The 15,728-nt window shown below is 58.4% G+C and carries 15 protein-coding genes and 2 pseudogenes; 10 read left to right on the plus strand and 7 right to left on the minus strand.

Features of this window, described 5'->3' with window-relative positions; translation table 11 throughout:
* The first annotated feature begins 43 nt into the window (after window positions 1-43).
* The 5 genes from KEC16_RS10350 (at window position 44) to KEC16_RS10370 (ending at window position 5,975) form a co-directional block, all read left to right on the plus strand.
* Window positions 44-1,107, plus strand: a protein-coding gene (locus tag KEC16_RS10350) for an IS3 family transposase (RefSeq protein ID WP_428846056.1) whose coding sequence is annotated in 2 segments (ribosomal slippage) — window positions 44-311 and window positions 311-1,107 — 1,065 coding nt in all. Because the reading frame shifts where the segments join, the coding sequence is not laid out codon by codon here.
* A 364-nt stretch (window positions 1,108-1,471) separates the two neighbouring features.
* On the plus strand, window positions 1,472-2,674 hold the full coding sequence (locus tag KEC16_RS10355; protein WP_211548547.1) for a phosphomethylpyrimidine synthase ThiC: 1,203 nt from the start codon (window positions 1,472-1,474) through the stop codon (window positions 2,672-2,674).
* 11 nt (window positions 2,675-2,685) lie between these two features.
* Window positions 2,686-3,822, plus strand: coding sequence for an iron-containing alcohol dehydrogenase family protein (locus KEC16_RS10360; protein WP_211548549.1), 1,137 nt, complete (start codon window positions 2,686-2,688; stop codon window positions 3,820-3,822).
* A gap of 129 nt (window positions 3,823-3,951) precedes the next feature.
* Window positions 3,952-5,379, plus strand: a complete 1,428-nt coding sequence (locus KEC16_RS10365) for a prenyltransferase/squalene oxidase repeat-containing protein (RefSeq protein WP_211548552.1) — start codon at window positions 3,952-3,954, stop codon at window positions 5,377-5,379.
* Window positions 5,376-5,975, plus strand: a complete 600-nt coding sequence (locus KEC16_RS10370) for a nucleoside/nucleotide kinase family protein (protein ID WP_211548553.1) — start codon at window positions 5,376-5,378, stop codon at window positions 5,973-5,975. Before KEC16_RS10365 ends, KEC16_RS10370 begins: the two co-directional genes overlap by 4 nt.
* 20 nt (window positions 5,976-5,995) lie before the next feature.
* Here the strand turns inward: KEC16_RS10370 and KEC16_RS10375 are convergent, their stop codons facing one another.
* Window positions 5,996-6,409 (minus strand): tyrosine-type recombinase/integrase, encoded by a 414-nt coding sequence (locus KEC16_RS10375; protein WP_211548555.1) that lies wholly within the window; start codon window positions 6,407-6,409, stop codon window positions 5,996-5,998.
* A 137-nt stretch (window positions 6,410-6,546) separates the two neighbouring features.
* Here KEC16_RS10375 and tnpA point away from each other — a divergent pair, with 137 nt between their 5' ends.
* From tnpA to KEC16_RS10395, 4 genes are all read left to right on the plus strand, one after another.
* The gene (gene tnpA / locus KEC16_RS10380) at window positions 6,547-6,924 is read left to right on the plus strand and encodes an IS66-like element accessory protein TnpA (RefSeq protein WP_211548557.1); all 378 of its coding nucleotides are present in this window, start codon (window positions 6,547-6,549) and stop codon (window positions 6,922-6,924) included.
* Window positions 6,921-7,268 carry an IS66 family insertion sequence element accessory protein TnpB gene (gene tnpB / locus KEC16_RS10385; RefSeq protein ID WP_211548559.1) on the plus strand — a complete coding sequence of 116 codons (348 nt, stop codon included), beginning with the start codon at window positions 6,921-6,923 and terminating at the stop codon, window positions 7,266-7,268. The genes tnpA and tnpB overlap by 4 nt, the downstream gene beginning before the upstream one ends.
* A gap of 96 nt (window positions 7,269-7,364) precedes the next feature.
* Entirely contained in the window at window positions 7,365-8,855 is a 1,491-nt protein-coding gene (gene tnpC, locus KEC16_RS10390; protein WP_249209086.1) for an IS66 family transposase, read from the plus strand.
* On the plus strand, window positions 8,839-9,501 hold the full coding sequence (locus KEC16_RS10395) for a UPF0149 family protein (RefSeq protein WP_211548563.1): 663 nt from the start codon (window positions 8,839-8,841) through the stop codon (window positions 9,499-9,501). Before tnpC ends, KEC16_RS10395 begins: the two co-directional genes overlap by 17 nt.
* A 3-nt stretch (window positions 9,502-9,504) precedes the next feature.
* On the opposite strand, the pseudogene KEC16_RS10400 reads toward KEC16_RS10395, so the two are convergent.
* The 3 genes and pseudogenes from KEC16_RS10400 to KEC16_RS19830 form a co-directional block, all read right to left on the minus strand.
* Window positions 9,505-10,389: pseudogene (locus tag KEC16_RS10400) on the minus strand (IS3 family transposase); the annotation flags it as partial.
* Window positions 10,390-11,021: 632 nt separating this feature from the next.
* Window positions 11,022-11,342 carry an XRE family transcriptional regulator gene (locus KEC16_RS10405; RefSeq protein ID WP_211548565.1) on the minus strand — a complete coding sequence of 107 codons (321 nt, stop codon included), beginning with the start codon at window positions 11,340-11,342 and terminating at the stop codon, window positions 11,022-11,024.
* A gap of 88 nt (window positions 11,343-11,430) precedes the next feature.
* Window positions 11,431-11,837, minus strand: a pseudogene (locus tag KEC16_RS19830) (transposase); the annotation flags it as partial.
* A 301-nt stretch (window positions 11,838-12,138) separates the two neighbouring features.
* Between KEC16_RS19830 and KEC16_RS10415 the strand changes: the two are divergent.
* The gene (locus KEC16_RS10415) at window positions 12,139-12,381 is read left to right on the plus strand and encodes a DUF2312 domain-containing protein (protein WP_249209065.1); all 243 of its coding nucleotides are present in this window, start codon (window positions 12,139-12,141) and stop codon (window positions 12,379-12,381) included.
* Window positions 12,382-12,526: 145 nt separating this feature from the next.
* On the opposite strand, the gene KEC16_RS10420 is transcribed toward KEC16_RS10415, so the two are convergent.
* The 3 genes from KEC16_RS10420 to folK all read right to left on the minus strand — a co-directional run bounded on the left by KEC16_RS10420 (window position 12,527) and on the right by folK (window position 15,691).
* On the minus strand, window positions 12,527-14,659 hold the full coding sequence (locus KEC16_RS10420) for an ATP-binding protein (protein ID WP_211548568.1): 2,133 nt from the start codon (window positions 14,657-14,659) through the stop codon (window positions 12,527-12,529).
* Window positions 14,660-14,799: 140 nt separating this feature from the next.
* Window positions 14,800-15,180: a dihydroneopterin aldolase gene (locus tag KEC16_RS10425; protein WP_211548570.1), complete on the minus strand. Its 381-nt coding sequence runs from the start codon at window positions 15,178-15,180 to the stop codon at window positions 14,800-14,802.
* Between the two features lie 13 nt (window positions 15,181-15,193).
* Window positions 15,194-15,691, minus strand: a complete 498-nt coding sequence (gene folK / locus KEC16_RS10430) for a 2-amino-4-hydroxy-6-hydroxymethyldihydropteridine diphosphokinase (protein WP_211548572.1) — start codon at window positions 15,689-15,691, stop codon at window positions 15,194-15,196.
* Window positions 15,692-15,728: the final 37 nt, after the last annotated feature.

Consider the following 15,728-nt stretch of genomic DNA (forward strand, 5'->3'; position numbering starts at 1 on the left):
AAGGTGTTAAGCTATCGCCCATTACGTGCAAGGACGTTTGAGAATGGGCAAAGTTACGAGGAAGCGGTACACGGCTGACTTCAAGGCGAAGGTTGCGCTTGAAGCGATCAAGGGCGACCTGACGCTGGCGGAATTGTCCAGCAAGCACGGCATCCACCAGACGATGATCGCGGCGTGGAAGCGTCAGGCGATCGAAGGCATGGCCGGAACGTTCTCCGGCAAGGCGGAGGCTGCGCAGGTCTCGCGCGAGGACGAGATTTCCAGATTGCATGCAAAGATCGGCCAATTGCTGGTGGAGCGGGATTTTTTGGCGAAGGCCTCCGGTCGATGAGTGTCGAGCGGAGGCGGCAAAAGATCGATCCGGATCATCCCGATCTGCCGGTGAGGCGGCAATGTGCGCTGATTTCGCTCAGCCGGTCGGTGTTCTATTACCGCCCTCGGGGCGAGAGCGGCTTCACCCTGGAGCTGATGCGGCGGATCGACGAGACCTTCACCGAGCATCCCTATTTCGGAGCGCGGCAGATGATGTTTCATCTGCGCCGCCAGGGACACATAGCTGGGCGCAAGCGGGTGGCGCGTCTGATGGCGCTGATGGGCTTGTCGCCCATCTATCAGAAGCCCCGGACCAGCGATCCCCATCCCCAGCACCCGGTCTATCCGTACCTGCTGAAGGACCTGGCGATCACCCGGCCCAACCAGGTGTGGTGCGCCGACATCACCTATATCCCCATGCGCAAGGGCTTCCTGTATCTGGTGGCGGTGATGGACTGGGCCACCCGCAAGGTGCTGGCCTGGAAGCTGTCAAACACCATGGAGGCCGATTTCTGCATCGAGGTGTTGCAAGACGCCCTGGCCCGGTTTGCTCCGCCGGAGATTTTCAACACCGACCAGGGCAGCCAGTTTACCAGCCCACGTTTCACCCAGGTGCTGAAGGACGCCAAGGTGCGCATCAGCATGGACGGGCGCGGCCGCTGGATGGACAACGTCTTCATCGAGCGCCTAGCTTTGGCTGGACGCACACCCGACGAGGCGTATCATCAAACCGCGCCAACACCCTGTCCGGCGCATGCCCCGGACAGGGTGTTGATCAGCGCACTGGCGGCATGAGCATCAACAAGGCAATAGTTTAACCAAGCCGCCAAATTGTCCAAACGGACGGGGCCACCTCTCCGTGGATGGTCCAGACCGGTTGCGCCGAAACCGTGCGAGAGACCCGGCAGGCCGTCCTTGATCACGCCTTCAGCCAAAATCCACAGCGCTTCGTCCGCAAACCGCCACGGACCCCAGCCCCGCCCAGCGCCGTCTCGATCAACTCGCCTGCGCACGAATGTGCTGCCTAAATTCCCCGACGAGGTGTCGCGGATTCATTGACACGTTGTGCTTGCGAGAGATGAGAGCTATCACTACTCTAACAGCCCTGTTTGTCAAGGAATCGCCGTGCGGCGTGTAGAAAATGGATGACGAGGCACTCATGGAAATTGACGAAATAATACTTGGGTTAGATGACGTGCTTCGTGGCAACATTACGGCCGATTTGCTTCGCAACGCTGTGGAGGATGGTAGTGCTGTTTTAATTCGCGGTCGAGAAAGGTCAGTGGCAGTTGGTAGCAGCCTTCCTGTTAAGATCAATACCAACATTGGGATATCTGATAAATCAGACCCTAACGTCGAAGTGGAAAAATTAAAGCTATTAAGTAGTTTTTCATTTCGCCCCGACTTGATGATGGATCATACTATCGATCGGGAGCACCGCGATTTTTGGAAGACTATGGTCCGTCATTTTGATGGGCCTGTTGGAACTCTTCCTCACTACACTATATATAGCCCACAACATGGCATAGAAAAATCTGCGCTGATCGATAGGATCACAGAAATGCTAGAGGGCGGTGTAGCGTTTATGACGCTACATTTCACGTCAGATCCAGACATTTATGATGTTGCTCGCAAGACCAGACCAATACCCGTCACTTCTCGCGGCGGCGGCTTAGTCGTGAGAGACATGTTGAGGTCTGGCAGAAATGAAAATGTTTTTCGGGCAGCAATTGCTGATATTGCATCCGTATTTCGAAAATTTGATGCCACGATAAGCGTAGGAACGACGTACCGCCCGCCCGACATTTTTTCCGCGCTCGATGAAGCCCACACGCTCGAAACAAAAAGGCAGGTGCAGATTGTCAGGGAACTCAGAGAGGCAGGAGTAAGTGTGATTATGGAAGGTGTTGGTCATGTGCAATTGACCGACATACCAAGGTATATAGCAATTGCTTCTAAGGCCAAATGCCCGTTTATGCCGCTTGGTCCAACGACAACAGACAGCGCAATTGGCTTCGATCATGTGGTCAACGCAATAGGGGGTGTCACAATGGCACTTGCCGGGGGTGCGCACATTCTGAATTCAATCACTCGAGAAGAGCACACAGGTGGTGTCCCAAGCTTAGAATCTGTGGTTGAAGGACTCAAGGCAGCTAAAGTTGCGGCACATTCGGTCAATGTGACTAGATTTGAGCGCATTAAAGCATTCGACAGGATGACTATAGAACAAAGAGGCAAGCAAGTCAGTTGTGTCGTGGCGGGCGGATTGTTCAACGAGCGTGTTGACGATCCGAGAAAGGGCTGCAATCGCTGTAGCTTTGAATGCCCAATTGTTCTCGCACCCGCGTCACCGATTCACTAGAGGCCGCATAAATGGACATCTACTTTCCGACAAAGATCCACTTTGCCGACGATGCAGTTGAGAAGGTCGTTGGAGACATTTCCGAGAACTTCTCGTCTTGTCTGGTTATTACAGGTGGAGCGAGAACCCGAGGATCAAGTGTTTTCGTAGAAGCGCTACGTTCTCTGCGTACCAGACTGTCAAGTGTGCTTGTCATAGAGGGCATACATTCAAATCCACGCGAAGGAGAAATAATTCAGGCGGCGAAAGATGCCAGACAAAATAGGCCCGCATGCATTCTGAGCATAGGCGCTGGAAGCGTCCACGACGCTGCGAAGATTGTATCCGTGCTAATCAATGAGGACTTTTCAATTGAAGAATTAACAGTCGAGCGACAGGGATATAATAAGATCAAAAACAGAAATGTTCCGTTGTTCTGTATGCCGTCGATGGTTGGGACTGGAACAGAGATTTCCCCTGCAAGTCTAGTTCGTATTGGTCACCAAAAAAGGATTATATTCAGTCCGCATTTGTATCCTAAGGCAGCATATTATTCATTTAAGCATATCGGAAGTTCCGATATCGAGCTAGATGTACTAACGGCATTTGACTCCTTTGCTCAATCACTGGAAGCATTAACTTCGCAAAAGGCCAATTTGTGGGCGGAAATGTACGCCTTGGCTGGTATCAAGAATTCTCTTGAGGGGATAAAAAGGCTCTCTGTTTCGGGCAGCAGTCCATCGGTATGGAAACAGCTTTCTCACGCTAGTGCCCAAAGTTTGCTTGCCGTAGCGAACTCTTCGGTTGGAGCAATTCATGCATTATCTGACCCATTGAGTGGAATTTACGACATTCACCATGGTCGCGCATTGGCGCTTGTTGCTCCCAAGGTTCTATTAGCTAACTATGAGGAGTGTGCTGAGCGCTATCACGTAGTCGAAGAACTCATTAGTGAGATACTCAACCTACCGAAATCAATGAAGCTTCCTGAAGCGGTTGAAGCGTTCCTCGATGGTGTTGCCCCTAACCGCAAAGTCGGAATTCCTGAAATTGATTTGTCGGATCAGGGAATGGCTAGGTTGATAGCAGAATCACGGAATCCAGATATGGAAGGGGCGCCAAAATTGCTTACCGACAATGAGATAGAGTCAGTATTTCGCAGCATGTAGTTGTGGGTTAGATAGCGGGACCCCAAATCGAGTTGTCGTGTTTGTGGAGGGGCTTGATTAGGTGAGCAGCCCACAGGTGGTTTGAATACCATGCGCGAGTAAGCTCCGCATGATGTGAGGTGGGCAGCTATGGATCAGTCAAGAATTTTCGGCATCAAGAGTTTGATTGAAAGTTCCTTAGGGTCTGCGCGTAGTATTCTTTCGACAAGTCAACAGGAATTCCATTTTCCGGGTGGCGACAAAGGCGTTCTTTGGCCATTATTTCTTACACCGGCCTCAATTGGGCCCAACGAAGCTTATGAGATTGACACTTGCGCCACATCTTTGGGCTTCATTGGGTTGCGTCAGAGCCTGCCTATTGCGGAAAGTGGAGATCCGCGCCTTGCGCAAAGTCCCCTGTCCACGCTTATTGGTCTTCGGAAGGCCGACGGTTCTTGGCCATCAATTCAATTGGCGCCTCGACTCGGCCGAGCCGATGAGATGGAGGGAATCGTCAATGACACAATATACGCGCTCACAGCGTTGCTGGATGGCGGATTTCTTGAGAAAGAAATTTCTCCTAGATGGCCAGTTGTCTCAACCTCTTTCGAAAACCTCAATACATATCGAGCTCGTATTGATTGGCTGTCACAAACGGTATCTTGGATTAAGTCCAATCGTCTGGACAGGGGTTGGTACTTCACCAGTTCCGACTATATGGCCGACAAAGCACAGTATATACCTGCCACGGGCCCAACGGCAGCCATGGTACTAGCAATTGATAGATTTCTAAAGGCAATTGCCGGTGACGAGGAATGCCCATATCGAGCAATTTTAGAAAAGCTAAAGCTAGACGGCATTGCATGGCTGAAGGAAATCCAACACGAAAGTGGCGGCTTTGGTCGCGACGGTCAGGATGTTCCGCGCATCGGCCATACAGCTTGGGCGCTTCGAGTTCTATTGCTTTCAAATGATCAGGACACTGAGTTTGCAGCGATACGATCGGTGGATTGGCTATTAAAGAACGTTAAATCAAAACAGCTTGGGCGAGCTAGCGAACAGGATGCCTTCGACAGATATGCGCAAGCGATCTTCACTAGGAATGAGATATTCAGGAAGAGAATAATCGCCCATGAGCACCCTTTAGAAGCAACAGTACTAATAGCACTGTGTGAGGTGTACCAACACCGCGGCAGGCTTTCGCTTAGTACTGGAAGGCGCAAAGTGGTGTCGAAAGCTATTTTTAGTCTCACAAAACAATTGGTTGGACGTCAGCAAAAAGATGGACCTTTGCGAGGGGCTTTTCGCAGTAGACGCAACTCGCTCGGAGAAGAATATCCGCTTTACTGGATTGCTCATTCCGTGCTGGCGCTTAGCCAAGTCCGGGATCTTGTTCTAGGTGGTCAAATTTCAGCATCACAAAATTTCTTTAATAGTTTTATTTTAAGAACGCTATTTGTTGCGTTTGCAATCGGCGTTTTTATTGCAATCAAAGGATTTGACTATCGAGAGTTGGCAATACTTCTAATTCTCGGAGTGGCAGTCAATGTCATCTCTATCTTTCTAACGAGGGAATGATGTTTTGGTCTGAACACAAGTTCATCGTGATTGAGGGAATTGATGGTGTTGGCAAGTCAACAGTATGCAGAATGGTACAGAGTCTCATTCTAAAACAGGGAGGTTTGTGCGAGTTGTTGTATGGTGTACCAGAACCATATATTGAAATTGCCATGAAAGTGCCGCAAGTCAAGAGCGTATACAGTCGATATAATTTTTATCATGCAAGCAACCTCGCAACAGCAGACAAGGTGAGGGATATCCTGCACTATTCAAATGTGGTGCTTGATCGCTACTGTTACTCTACGTTTGCATACCACCGTGCGCGAGGCGCAAACATACCACCTCCGGTATTCACAGATAGCGGCCTTCTGAAGCCACACTTGAGTGTTTTATTAAAGGTGGGTGATGAAGCAATACGCCAAGATAGAATTGAACATAGAGATCAGGAAAAGTCTCTCGACGATCAAGAGAAAAATGGAGCCGGCTCATTTATTGATGAGCTGGAGAAATTATTTGGTCTATTGAGTATGGTCGAGGTAGATAATTCTGCAGACGATCCCGGCATTGCGGCACAAAGGATACTGAATACATTATCGGATAGCGACGGTCGGTGACGTTTCAGTTGAGACGCCCGTCAATAACTAGGCAGGTCACGGAGTGACTCTTCTAAACCCTTGCGCAATGGATCGTCGAGCAGGTGGGCGTAGCGCTGGGTGGTCTGAACCTGTGTGTGGCCCAGAAGCTTGCCGATCATCGGCAGCGTCATGCCACCCGAAACGAGCAGCGACGCGAAGGTATGGCGCAGATCATGGATGCGGACGGCGGGCAGATCGGCCTTCGCCCGGACATCTTCCCAGAACCGCTTGATGTCCTGAAGCGGCTTGCCTTCGGCATCGCCGGGAAATACCCATTCGCAATCTTCGGGCACGAGCAGCCGGATCGTGCGCAGCAAGGCGGCGGCGGAAGTGCTGATCGGCGCGCGATGCAGGCGGCGCTGCTTCGTGGTGGCGGCGGGCTTGATCCAGATGACCTGCCCTGGAAGTTTCATCCAGTCGTAAGTAGAGCCTTGGGCGAAGTTACGCCGTGTGGCGCGGTCTGAGCAATGTATCCGTCCGGTGAAGGCCGCTGAAGCTGGCCTTGCCGGCCCCGTTTGGGGCTGCCAGCCTTGGTGATGGTGCAAGCATTGTGGTTTGCACCGATGCCAAGGGCGAGGCGATGGGGCAGGTTCACGTTCTGACGGGTCCGGTGCGGCGGCGGATTTGGTTGCCGGAGGAGAAGGCGGCGCTGGTCGGCGCGGCGTTCGCGCCTGGGGCGGTGGTGGCCGATGTGGCGCGGCGGGCGGACGTCAATGCGAGCCTGCTGTATCGCTGGCGCCGCGAGTTGCGCGTTGGTTCGGCCGCTTTCACCGAGGTGGTTGTCGCGCCGGACATCGGCTCTGTCGTGGAGACCCCCGGTGGCGCGGCAATCGAGGTTCGGTTGGCCGACGGCGCCCAGCTCCGCATCCCGGTCTCGGCGTCGCCCGATCTGGCGGCGGCGGTGATCCAAGCGGCGGCCGGGCGATGATCCCGATTCCCAGTGGGGTTCGGGTGTGGCTGGCGACGGGGCACACCGACATGCGCAAGGGCTTCGACGGCCTGGCGCTGCTGGTGCAGGAGCGGCTGTCGCGCGATCCCCATTCAGGCCATCTGTTCGTCTTTCGCGGCCGGCGCGGCGATCTGGTCAAGGTGCTGTGGTACGACGGCCAGGGCTTCTGCCTGTTCTCCAAGCGGCTGGAGCGTGGCCGCTTCCTGTGGCCGTCGTCGGCGGATGGGGCGGTGACCATCACCCCGGCCCAGTTGGGTTATCTGCTGGAGGGGATCGACTGGCGGATGCCGCGGGAAACCTGGCGTCCCAGTGCCACCGGATAGCAGAAAACGATTCCCATCGGCGGCGGGATTTGATTCACTTTCGGGGTGACCGACGCCGCCGAAACCCTTCCTGCCGACCTTGCCGCCGCCCACGCGATGATCCTCGCCGAGCGGGCAGCACGGCTGTCGGCCGAGTCCGACCGGCGCGTGCTCGACATCGAGATCGAGCGGCTGAAACTGGAGATCGCCCGGCTCAAGCGCGAGCGCTACGGCCAGTCGGCCGAGCGGAGCGCCCGCATCGAGCAGCTGGAGCTGTCGCTGGAGGATCTGGAGGAGACCGCTGCCGCCTGCGAGGCTGCCGTCGAGATCGCCGCTCCCCAGCCCCGCCGCAAGCCGGCGCGCCGCCCGCTGCCGGATCATCTGCCCCGCCTCCGCGTGGTCGAGCCGGCACCCGAAGCCTGTCCCTGTTGCGGCGGCGAATTGTCCAAGCTGGGCGAGGACGTCACCGAGACGCTGGAGCGCATCCCGGCCCAGTGGCGGGTGATCCAACATGTGCGCGAGAAATTCTCCTGCCGCACCTGCCAGACCATCACCCAGCCGCCGTCGCCATTCCACGCCATCGCGCGCGGCCGCGCCGGTGCCGGGCTGTTGGCCGAGGTGGTGTTCAACAAATTCGGCCTGCATTTGCCGCTGCATCGCCAAAGCGAGCGTTTCGCGGCTGAAGGGGTGGAGATCGACGTTTCCGCCCTGGCCGACTGGGTCGGCGCCGTCAGCGTGGCGCTGCGGCCGCTGGTCGCCGCCATCGCTGACCACGCGCGGGCCGGTCCGCGCGTCCATGTGGACGATACCCCGGTGCCGGTGCTGGCGAAAGGCAAGACCCGAACCGGCCGCTTGTGGACCATGGTGCGCGACGATCGCCCCTTCGGCGGTGTTGATCCGCCGGTGGCTGCCTATGCCTATTCGCCCGACCGCGGCGGCGAGCATGCCGAAACCTTGCTCGCCGGCTTTTCCGGCATCATGCAGGCCGACGCCTTTGCCGGCTTCAACCGGCTGTACGAGAAGGGCGCCATCGTCGAGGCGGCGTGCTGGGCGCACGGCCGGCGGAAGTTCTACGAGTTGGCGCAGTTGAAGAAGGCGCCCATCGCCATCGAGGCGGTGGCCCGCATCGACGCGCTCTTCGCCATCGAGCGCGACATCGCCGGCCTGTCCCCCGAGGAACGCCAGGCCGCCCGCGCCGAGCGGTCCCGCCCGCTGATCGACGATCTGGCCCTGTGGCTGCACCACAAGCGGGCCGGGCTGTCGGGCAAATCGGACACCGCCAAGGCCATGGACTATTTGCTGAAACGCTGGCCGGCCTTCACCCTGTTCCTGACGGACGGCCGCGTCGATCTGTCCAATAATGCGGCGGAGCGGGCGCTGCGCGGCATCGCCGTCGGGCGCAGGAACTGGACCTTCGCCGGCTCCGATGCCGGCGGACTGCGCGCCGCCGCGCTCTACACCCTGATCGAGACCTGCAAGATGAACTGCATCGATCCGCGCGCCTGGCTGGCCGATGTGCTGGAGCGCCTGCCGGGACATCCCGCCAAACGCATCGACGAATTGTTGCCGTGGAACTGGAAAAGCGAATGCCATGCCGACGCTGCATGACCTCGAGGCGGAGATCGAAGCGCTCGACCAGTTCCTGATGTCGGACCTCTCGCCAGAAAACTGCATGATGCTGTGCGATCTCGACGGCTTTCTCACCGGCATCGCCATCGGGCCGGAACTGATCATGCCCAGCGAATGGCTGCCGGTCATCTGGGGCGGCGAGGAACCGGCCTTCGATGATGTCACCCAGGCCCAGGCCATCATCGGTACCATCATGGCCCGCTACAACGAGATCCTCAGCCAGGTCGCCGACGGAACCGTCGCCCCCATCATCATGGAAACTCCGGGCGGCGAGGTCATCGCCGCCGATTGGGCCGAAGGCTTCATGCAAGCCGTCACCCTGCGCCCCGCCGCCTGGAAGCCGCTGCTCACGTCCGACAAGAACGTGGAACTGATGCTGCCCATCCTAGCCCTGTGCTGCGACGACGATGGTGAACCACTGCTCGATCTGCCGCAGGACGTGGAGGACCGCCTCTTCGCCGAGGCCGGAGACATCATTCCCGAAACCGTCCTCGCCATCGCCGATTACTGGCGCGCCACCCAAACCGCGCCAGTGCGCCAATCCTCAGGCCCCAAGGTCGGCCGAAACGACCCGTGTCCTTGCGGGTCGGGCAAGAAATTCAAGAGGTGTTGCGGGGCAAACTGACCGTCAACCGCTGCTCCCACGGTCCTCACCGGACGGATACTGAGCAATGGGGCCGGGCTCGGAGCCCCGGAGGGGTGGAGAGACCGGCCCCATTGCTTTGAGTTTGGCGGCATGGGCCGCCGGTGTCTGGTAGCCCAGGGCCGAATGCGGCCTGGCGGTGTTGTAGTCGGCGACCCAGGCGGCGATGACGGCTCGGGCCTGGGCCATGCTGGTGAACACCGTCTCGTTGAGCAGCTCGTCGCGCATGCGGCCGTTGAAGCTCTCGACGAAGCCGTTCTGCATGGGCCTGCCGGGGGCGATGTAGTGCCATTGCATGCAATGGTCCTGCGCCCATTTCAGCACGGCGTTCGAAGTCAGCTCGGTGCCGTTGTCGGAGACGATCATGCCCGGCTTGCCGCGCTGGGCCACCAGCGCCGACAACTCGCGGACGACCCGTAGGTCGGAGATCGAGGTGTCGGGCACCGAGGCCAGGCATTCCCGCGTCACATCGTCGACGATGTTGAGCACGCGGAAGCGCCGTCCGCCCTCCATCTGGTCGTGCACGAAATCCAGCGACCAGCGGGCATTGGAAACTGCCTCTACCAGGATCGGCGCCCGACTGCCGACGGCCTTGCGCCGGTTCCGCCGTTTGCGCACGGCCAAGCCTTCCTCGCGGTAGAGCCGGTAGATGCGAGTGATGCCCGACGGCTCGCCGTCCCGCCGCAGCAGGATGAACAGCCGTCGATAGCCGAAACGGCGCCGCTGCTGGGCGAGGCCGCGCAGCCGCTCGCGCAGATCTGTGTCGTCTGGACGAACCGACCGGTAGCGGATCGTGGTGCGGTCCACCGCGATGACTGCGCAGGCCCGACGCTCGCTCATCTCGAACAGGCTCCGCAGATGGGCGACAGCTTAGGATGCCACCCGTTTCGACCTTGGGATAGCGTGCGACCTCGGCGGCGATGGCTCCATCGACCTCGGCACCGATCCGAATTGCCCATGGCTTGCCGTCCTCAGCCCTGACGATCTTGAACGGTGGCACCTGGATATTGCGCCATCTGACTTGGAAGCCTTCGCGGAGGCCCAGAAGCAAGCGCCCACCGTCAATTGGCAGGCCGTTGCGCCGGAAGTCGGCGGTCGCCAACGTCATAGAAGAGGCAAACAGTGAAACCACGGCATCGGGCAGCGCCATGGTCTGGGAGCCACAGCCTTGGCCGATGTCCCAGCGTTGGTGAGCCGGACGCTCAGGGAACAGAGCGTCCTTCAGGCGGGCGTTATGGCGCACCATTTCGTAGGTCGCCCCCACCAGGTCGCCGATGGAGGGGTTAACCGGTTGCTTGATGGTGGCTTTGAAGGAACTCTCACGGCCAAAAAGTGGGCCGCTCTGGGAACGTGCTCGGTCGATACCGCGCAGCGGGACATCAACGACCTGCTGCAGCGTGAGATGCTGGTGAAAGGTTCCGGCGGAAGCAAAAACACTTGCTATTGGCCCATGAGCTACCAACCGGAGGCAGCAATGTTGGAGACGGAACATGAGACACAGGTCAGGAATGAAGGTCGCCGATCCCGGTCAGGAGGATCGTTCCCTCTCCAGGCAGGCTGACCCGAAGCTCCAGGGTGCCGCCTGCTGCTTCGACGAAGCGGCGCAGCGTGGACAGGTAGAGATCGGCTTGTCGTTCAATCTTGTGCACGGAAGGTTGCTTGATGCCGAGGCCATCGGCGATCTGTTCCTGGCTGCGCTCGGCCAAGACACGGAGCGCCCGCAGACCTTCCACCTCGTGCAACAACTCTTCCGCCTTGGCCTTGACGGCCTGGCGGCGCTCCGCCGGCAGACCGGCCATCACTTCGTCAAGGGTCCGTCCCATGTCACTTCTCCTTCTTGCGCAAGGTGACCTGCCTGATGTGCCCCCCGGACTTTGGATCGCCGGAGGCTAGAGTTTCCGGCGTTCTATCACGGTGGTTGGGTTTGCGCCCGTTCCAGGCGTAATAGCCGTGGGGCTCACACCGAACAGGGCACATGTCCGGGCCAAGCACAAATCGGCCTTCTTCGCTGCGTCGATGTGCCGAAAGATCATCGACTAGTCTCCTTGGCGAAGAAGGCCGCAGTTTTTTTAGCAATTCCCCCTCGGCCCGCAGAATCTCGTTTTCCTTGTGCAGCCGAGCTAGTTCCTTGGCAGTGTCTTCGTGCGGACCCGACAGCAAATCTGCATCACGTGCTTGGCAAGCCACTTGCCCAACGTCGAACGCCCGATCCCAAGAGCGTCCGCCACCTGCTCGATGGTCCGGCCGCGGGTTTGCACCAGACGCACTGCCTCGCGCTTGAAATCCTCGGTGAATTTCCTCATCCCGAAACCTGTCATCTGACTGTCCTTCGTGCAAGGTGAGCATGCACGCTCTCCACTCTTTCCGGGCAAATCAAGATGACTATAAGTAACATTGGTTGGGCGCAAATCCCATCGTTCGGTGGAATCTCATGCTGACAAATTGCTTGCCCCCCAAGGGGCCTTGCCCCTCTCGGCCCCCCTGGGGCCGTTCACCCCGCGCACTCACCCAGGTTCACCTCAGATCCACGAAAGGCCCTTTATGCCCCAAGCCTGCTCATGGGCAAGGGGCGCTACGCTCAAGCCCTTGCCCACTGCGCGGGCCCGGGGCAAGCGGTCCTTGCGCGGCTCCGAGGTTCACAAAGATGTTTGCGATACAGATTCGGAAGGGGTAGAATCACAGGTAGATATGAACACGGTTCGGGTTAATTCTGTGGATGGAATACAAATGGTGACGGGGGGATTAGGCTTCGATGTGAAAATTTTGCGGAAAATCATTTCCCTTAGGAAAATGGAAGACCAAGAGCGAGAGGAAGTTGATCAGCTGCTTGAGCTTTATAAGGCTGCTCTTGGCATGGTCTGATCATTTCAGGCGTTAATTTGATGTGTGGATCTGACAGGCGGCCCCATTGTGGGCCGCCTGATTTTATTCATAGGGGGGGCAATTTCGAGCGGGCTGCCGATCGGTTGCTTGATCTGTGTCGGGTTGCCCAGGACATGGCGCGGGATTATTCCGCGCCTTTTTGGCTCTGCCTTTCGACGGGCAGGCTGAAGCAGAAGGTCGCCCCCTGATCGGGACCGTCGCTTCGGCCCCAGATGGCGCCGCCATGGGCAGTGATGATGGAACGGCATAGCGCCAGCCCGACGCCGGAGCCGTCAATGCCGCTGTTGGGGTGCAGGCGCTGAAATATCTGGAACAGCCGTTCACTCTCGCTCGGATCGAAGCCGCGGCCGTTGTCGACGATGCAGATGTTCCAAAAGCCGCCGTCGCGTGTGGCGCTGACGGTGACCTGTGGCGGCCGATCGGGGGAACGGTATTTCAGTGCGTTGCCCATCAGGTTTTGCAGCACGCGCATGATTTGGCCGGAATCGGCGGCGACGGTGGGCATCGGGCCGATGTCAATTTGAGCTTGGCTGTCTTGGATGCTGGCCACCAAGTTGGCGCGGGCGTCGGCGGCGACAGCGTTCAGGTCGGAGGTTTGAAAGTCCCAAGTCTGACGCCGGACCCGCGAATATTCAAGCAGATCGGAAATCATCCGCGACATCCGCTTGGCGCCATCGACGGCAAAGCCGATGAAGTCGCGCCCTTCCTGATCCAGTTTTTCGCCATAGCGGCGATCGACCAGCGCCAGATAGCTGGCCACCATGCGCAAAGGCTCTTGCAGATCATGGGAGATGGCATAGGAAAAGCGCTGGTGCTCGGCGTTGGAACGGGCCAGTTCCTGTTCCAGATACTTGCGTTCGCTGATATCCATGACGCTGACCAAAACCATGGCCTCGCCTTGCAGATGGCCGAAAGCAGCAGAGAGTAAGGCGGTGAAGCGCTGGCCATCGGCCCGCTTCAGCACCGTTTCCATATTACGGATGCAGCCGTCCTTGGCCAGGGCTTCAACCATGCGGGTGCGGTCAAGCGGGTTTTCCCAGAAATTGGGCGCAATCTTACCCTTGGCGTCGGCTTGCGGAACCTGGAAGGCTTCCGCCGCCTGGGTGTTGATATAGACCACCACGCTGTCGGAACGCCGTGTCACCACCAGCGGCAATGGCGAGATATCGGCGATCAGGCGGAAGCGTTCTTCGCTTTCCTGCAAGGCCGCCAGGGAATGCTGCAATTGGGCGGTCTGACTTTCCACCTCACGCGATAAGGTGTCGATATGCTCACGCTCGGTGGCCCGCAGTTTTTCCGAGGCGCTCAGGTGCTTGCGTTCCGCCCGAACCATCCCCCAAGCCAGCAGAAAGATGCCTAAGGTCAAGGCAAGCTGAATGCCGCCATGGATCTGCGCTTCGCGCCACCACTGGCGCAACAGGCGTTCATGGCTGATGCCGACGTTGACGACCAGGGAATAACCAGGAACCTGGGTAAAGCCGACGGTGCGCGTCTTCTCGTCGGCCGTACTGACGATTTCGGCGACACTGCCGCTTTCCCCCAATTCGCTATAGGCCTGAAACACCGACGAACCGGTGATGGGACGGCCGATGCTTTGCGGCACATAGGGGTGACGGGCAAAGAGGACGCCCTCGGTCGAAAAAATGCCGGCGGCGTCGCCGTCACCAGGGGTCCCGGCTCGCAAGGGGGCGGCGAGCAATTCCGGGTCGATGGCCATTCCAGCCATGCCGAGAAAGCGTCCGTCAGGGCTGATCACCGGGCGCGAGGCGAACCAGGCCATGCTTTCGGTCAAATAATCGATGGCCGGTGGCGACACCGCCATGCGGTCTTCGCTCCAATGACGCCGCTGAAACTGATAATGCAAACGATCGGAAACATCCACCGACAGGATCTGCGGCGGTATTTCCGCTTGGCGGCGCACGACTTGGCGTAAAATGCCATCGCCATCGATGAAGGACAGCGCCTGGATTTCGTTGGCGGTGGCCAGTTTCGGCCGCAAGGGTTCTAAAATTCCGGGGGGAACGGGGCCTTGCGAGGGGATACGACTGACCGCTTCTTGCAGTAATCGGTCAAGCAATTGCATGCTGGCCAGAACCCGTTGGGCTGCGGCATTGGACAGGGCGAGCGCCAGTTCGCGACCGGAATCAAGGTGGCGTTGGCGCGAATAAGCCAGTTGCGCCGCCGACATGACAGAGGTGGTCAATGCCAAAAGAGCGGCAGCGCCCCAGATGCGAAGACTACGCCGACGAAAATCCATGAGCTTGGACTGCCATCCCCATTCATTACGCCCAGAAGACGTATTGTGGGGGGCCGTTCTAGGCGTGGCAAGCGCGCAATCTAAAGGTTGACGGATCAATGCTTATGGGTGTGTGCATATCTCGCCGTTGTCGGCCAGGGCTATTCGCGACGGCGTTCAATTTCGATGCCGACCGAGGCGGCTTCGGCGTAGACGTCGAGCTTTTCCGCCCGGATGCGGACCGAGCGGACGCGTGGATCGACCAGGCACAGGGCGGCGATGTTTTCCGCCAAGGTTTCCACCAGATTGATGTGACCTTCCGCCAGCATACGCTTGATGCCCTCGATGACGTCTTCGTATGACACCACATTGGCGATATCGTCGGACAGAGGACCGGCTTGTTCCAGAACCGCCATCTCGACATTGATGCGGACACGTTGCGGCGCCAGAAGTTCGTGGGCATGAATGCCAATCAGGCATTTCAGCACCAGATCGCGAACCAGGATGCGGTAGATTCTGGCGTCGCCGGACTGTGCGAACATGACGTATCCTCTTTCAGATCAGGGCGTTGTCGACCACGATCACCTGATCGTCGTCATCGGCGGGCAGGGCCGCCAGCAATTGGGCGATGGTCAGCCCGGCCACCGGGTGAATAACGTCCGCCGCCAAATCCGCCAGCGGTGCCAGGGCGAAGCGGCGTTCGGTCAGGCGCGGGTGGGGGATGCTCAGCTGCGGCAGATCGACGATATTGTCGCCGTGCAGCAAGATATCCAGGTCGATCAGCCGCGGGCCGTAACGGCGCGACGCCACCCGTCCTAATTCATCTTCCAGGACTTTCAACCGACCCAGCAGAGCCTGGGGCGCAAGGGCGGTTTCCAGGCAGGCCGCCATGTTGAGGAAGGCTGGTTGGTCGGTGACGTAAAGCGGCGCGGTTTCATAAACCCGCGAGAGCCGGGCGACCTGTCCCAATTGGGACAGGGCGGCGAGGGCGGTGCGTAAATTGGCGGCACGGTCGCCCAGATTGGTGCCCAATCCCAGATAAACGCTTGCCATTGCTCCTGCCCTTGGCCTTGGAAGGGCGCAACAATCC

The organism is Magnetospirillum sulfuroxidans, from assembly GCF_018224925.1.
Classification (GTDB): Bacteria; Pseudomonadota; Alphaproteobacteria; order Rhodospirillales; family Magnetospirillaceae; genus Magnetospirillum; species Magnetospirillum sulfuroxidans.

Bases quoted from the DNA above. Each gene is read 5' to 3' on its own strand.
- KEC16_RS10355 (WP_211548547.1), top strand. From the start codon at position 1,472: ATGGAAATTGACGAAATAATACTTGGGTTAGATGACGTGCTTCGTGGC.
- KEC16_RS10360 (WP_211548549.1), top strand. From the start codon at position 2,686: ATGGACATCTACTTTCCGACAAAGATCCACTTTGCCGACGATGCAGTT.
- KEC16_RS10365 (WP_211548552.1), top strand. From the start codon at position 3,952: ATGGATCAGTCAAGAATTTTCGGCATCAAGAGTTTGATTGAAAGTTCC.
- KEC16_RS10370 (WP_211548553.1), top strand. From the start codon at position 5,376: ATGATGTTTTGGTCTGAACACAAGTTCATCGTGATTGAGGGAATTGAT.
- KEC16_RS10375 (WP_211548555.1), bottom strand. From the start codon at position 6,409: ATGAAACTTCCAGGGCAGGTCATCTGGATCAAGCCCGCCGCCACCACG.
- tnpB (WP_211548559.1), top strand. From the start codon at position 6,921: ATGATCCCGATTCCCAGTGGGGTTCGGGTGTGGCTGGCGACGGGGCAC.
- tnpC (WP_249209086.1), top strand. From the start codon at position 7,365: ATGATCCTCGCCGAGCGGGCAGCACGGCTGTCGGCCGAGTCCGACCGG.
- KEC16_RS10395 (WP_211548563.1), top strand. From the start codon at position 8,839: ATGCCGACGCTGCATGACCTCGAGGCGGAGATCGAAGCGCTCGACCAG.
- KEC16_RS10405 (WP_211548565.1), bottom strand. From the start codon at position 11,342: ATGGGACGGACCCTTGACGAAGTGATGGCCGGTCTGCCGGCGGAGCGC.
- KEC16_RS10420 (WP_211548568.1), bottom strand. From the start codon at position 14,659: ATGGATTTTCGTCGGCGTAGTCTTCGCATCTGGGGCGCTGCCGCTCTT.
- KEC16_RS10425 (WP_211548570.1), bottom strand. From the start codon at position 15,180: ATGTTCGCACAGTCCGGCGACGCCAGAATCTACCGCATCCTGGTTCGC.
- folK (WP_211548572.1), bottom strand. From the start codon at position 15,691: ATGGCAAGCGTTTATCTGGGATTGGGCACCAATCTGGGCGACCGTGCC.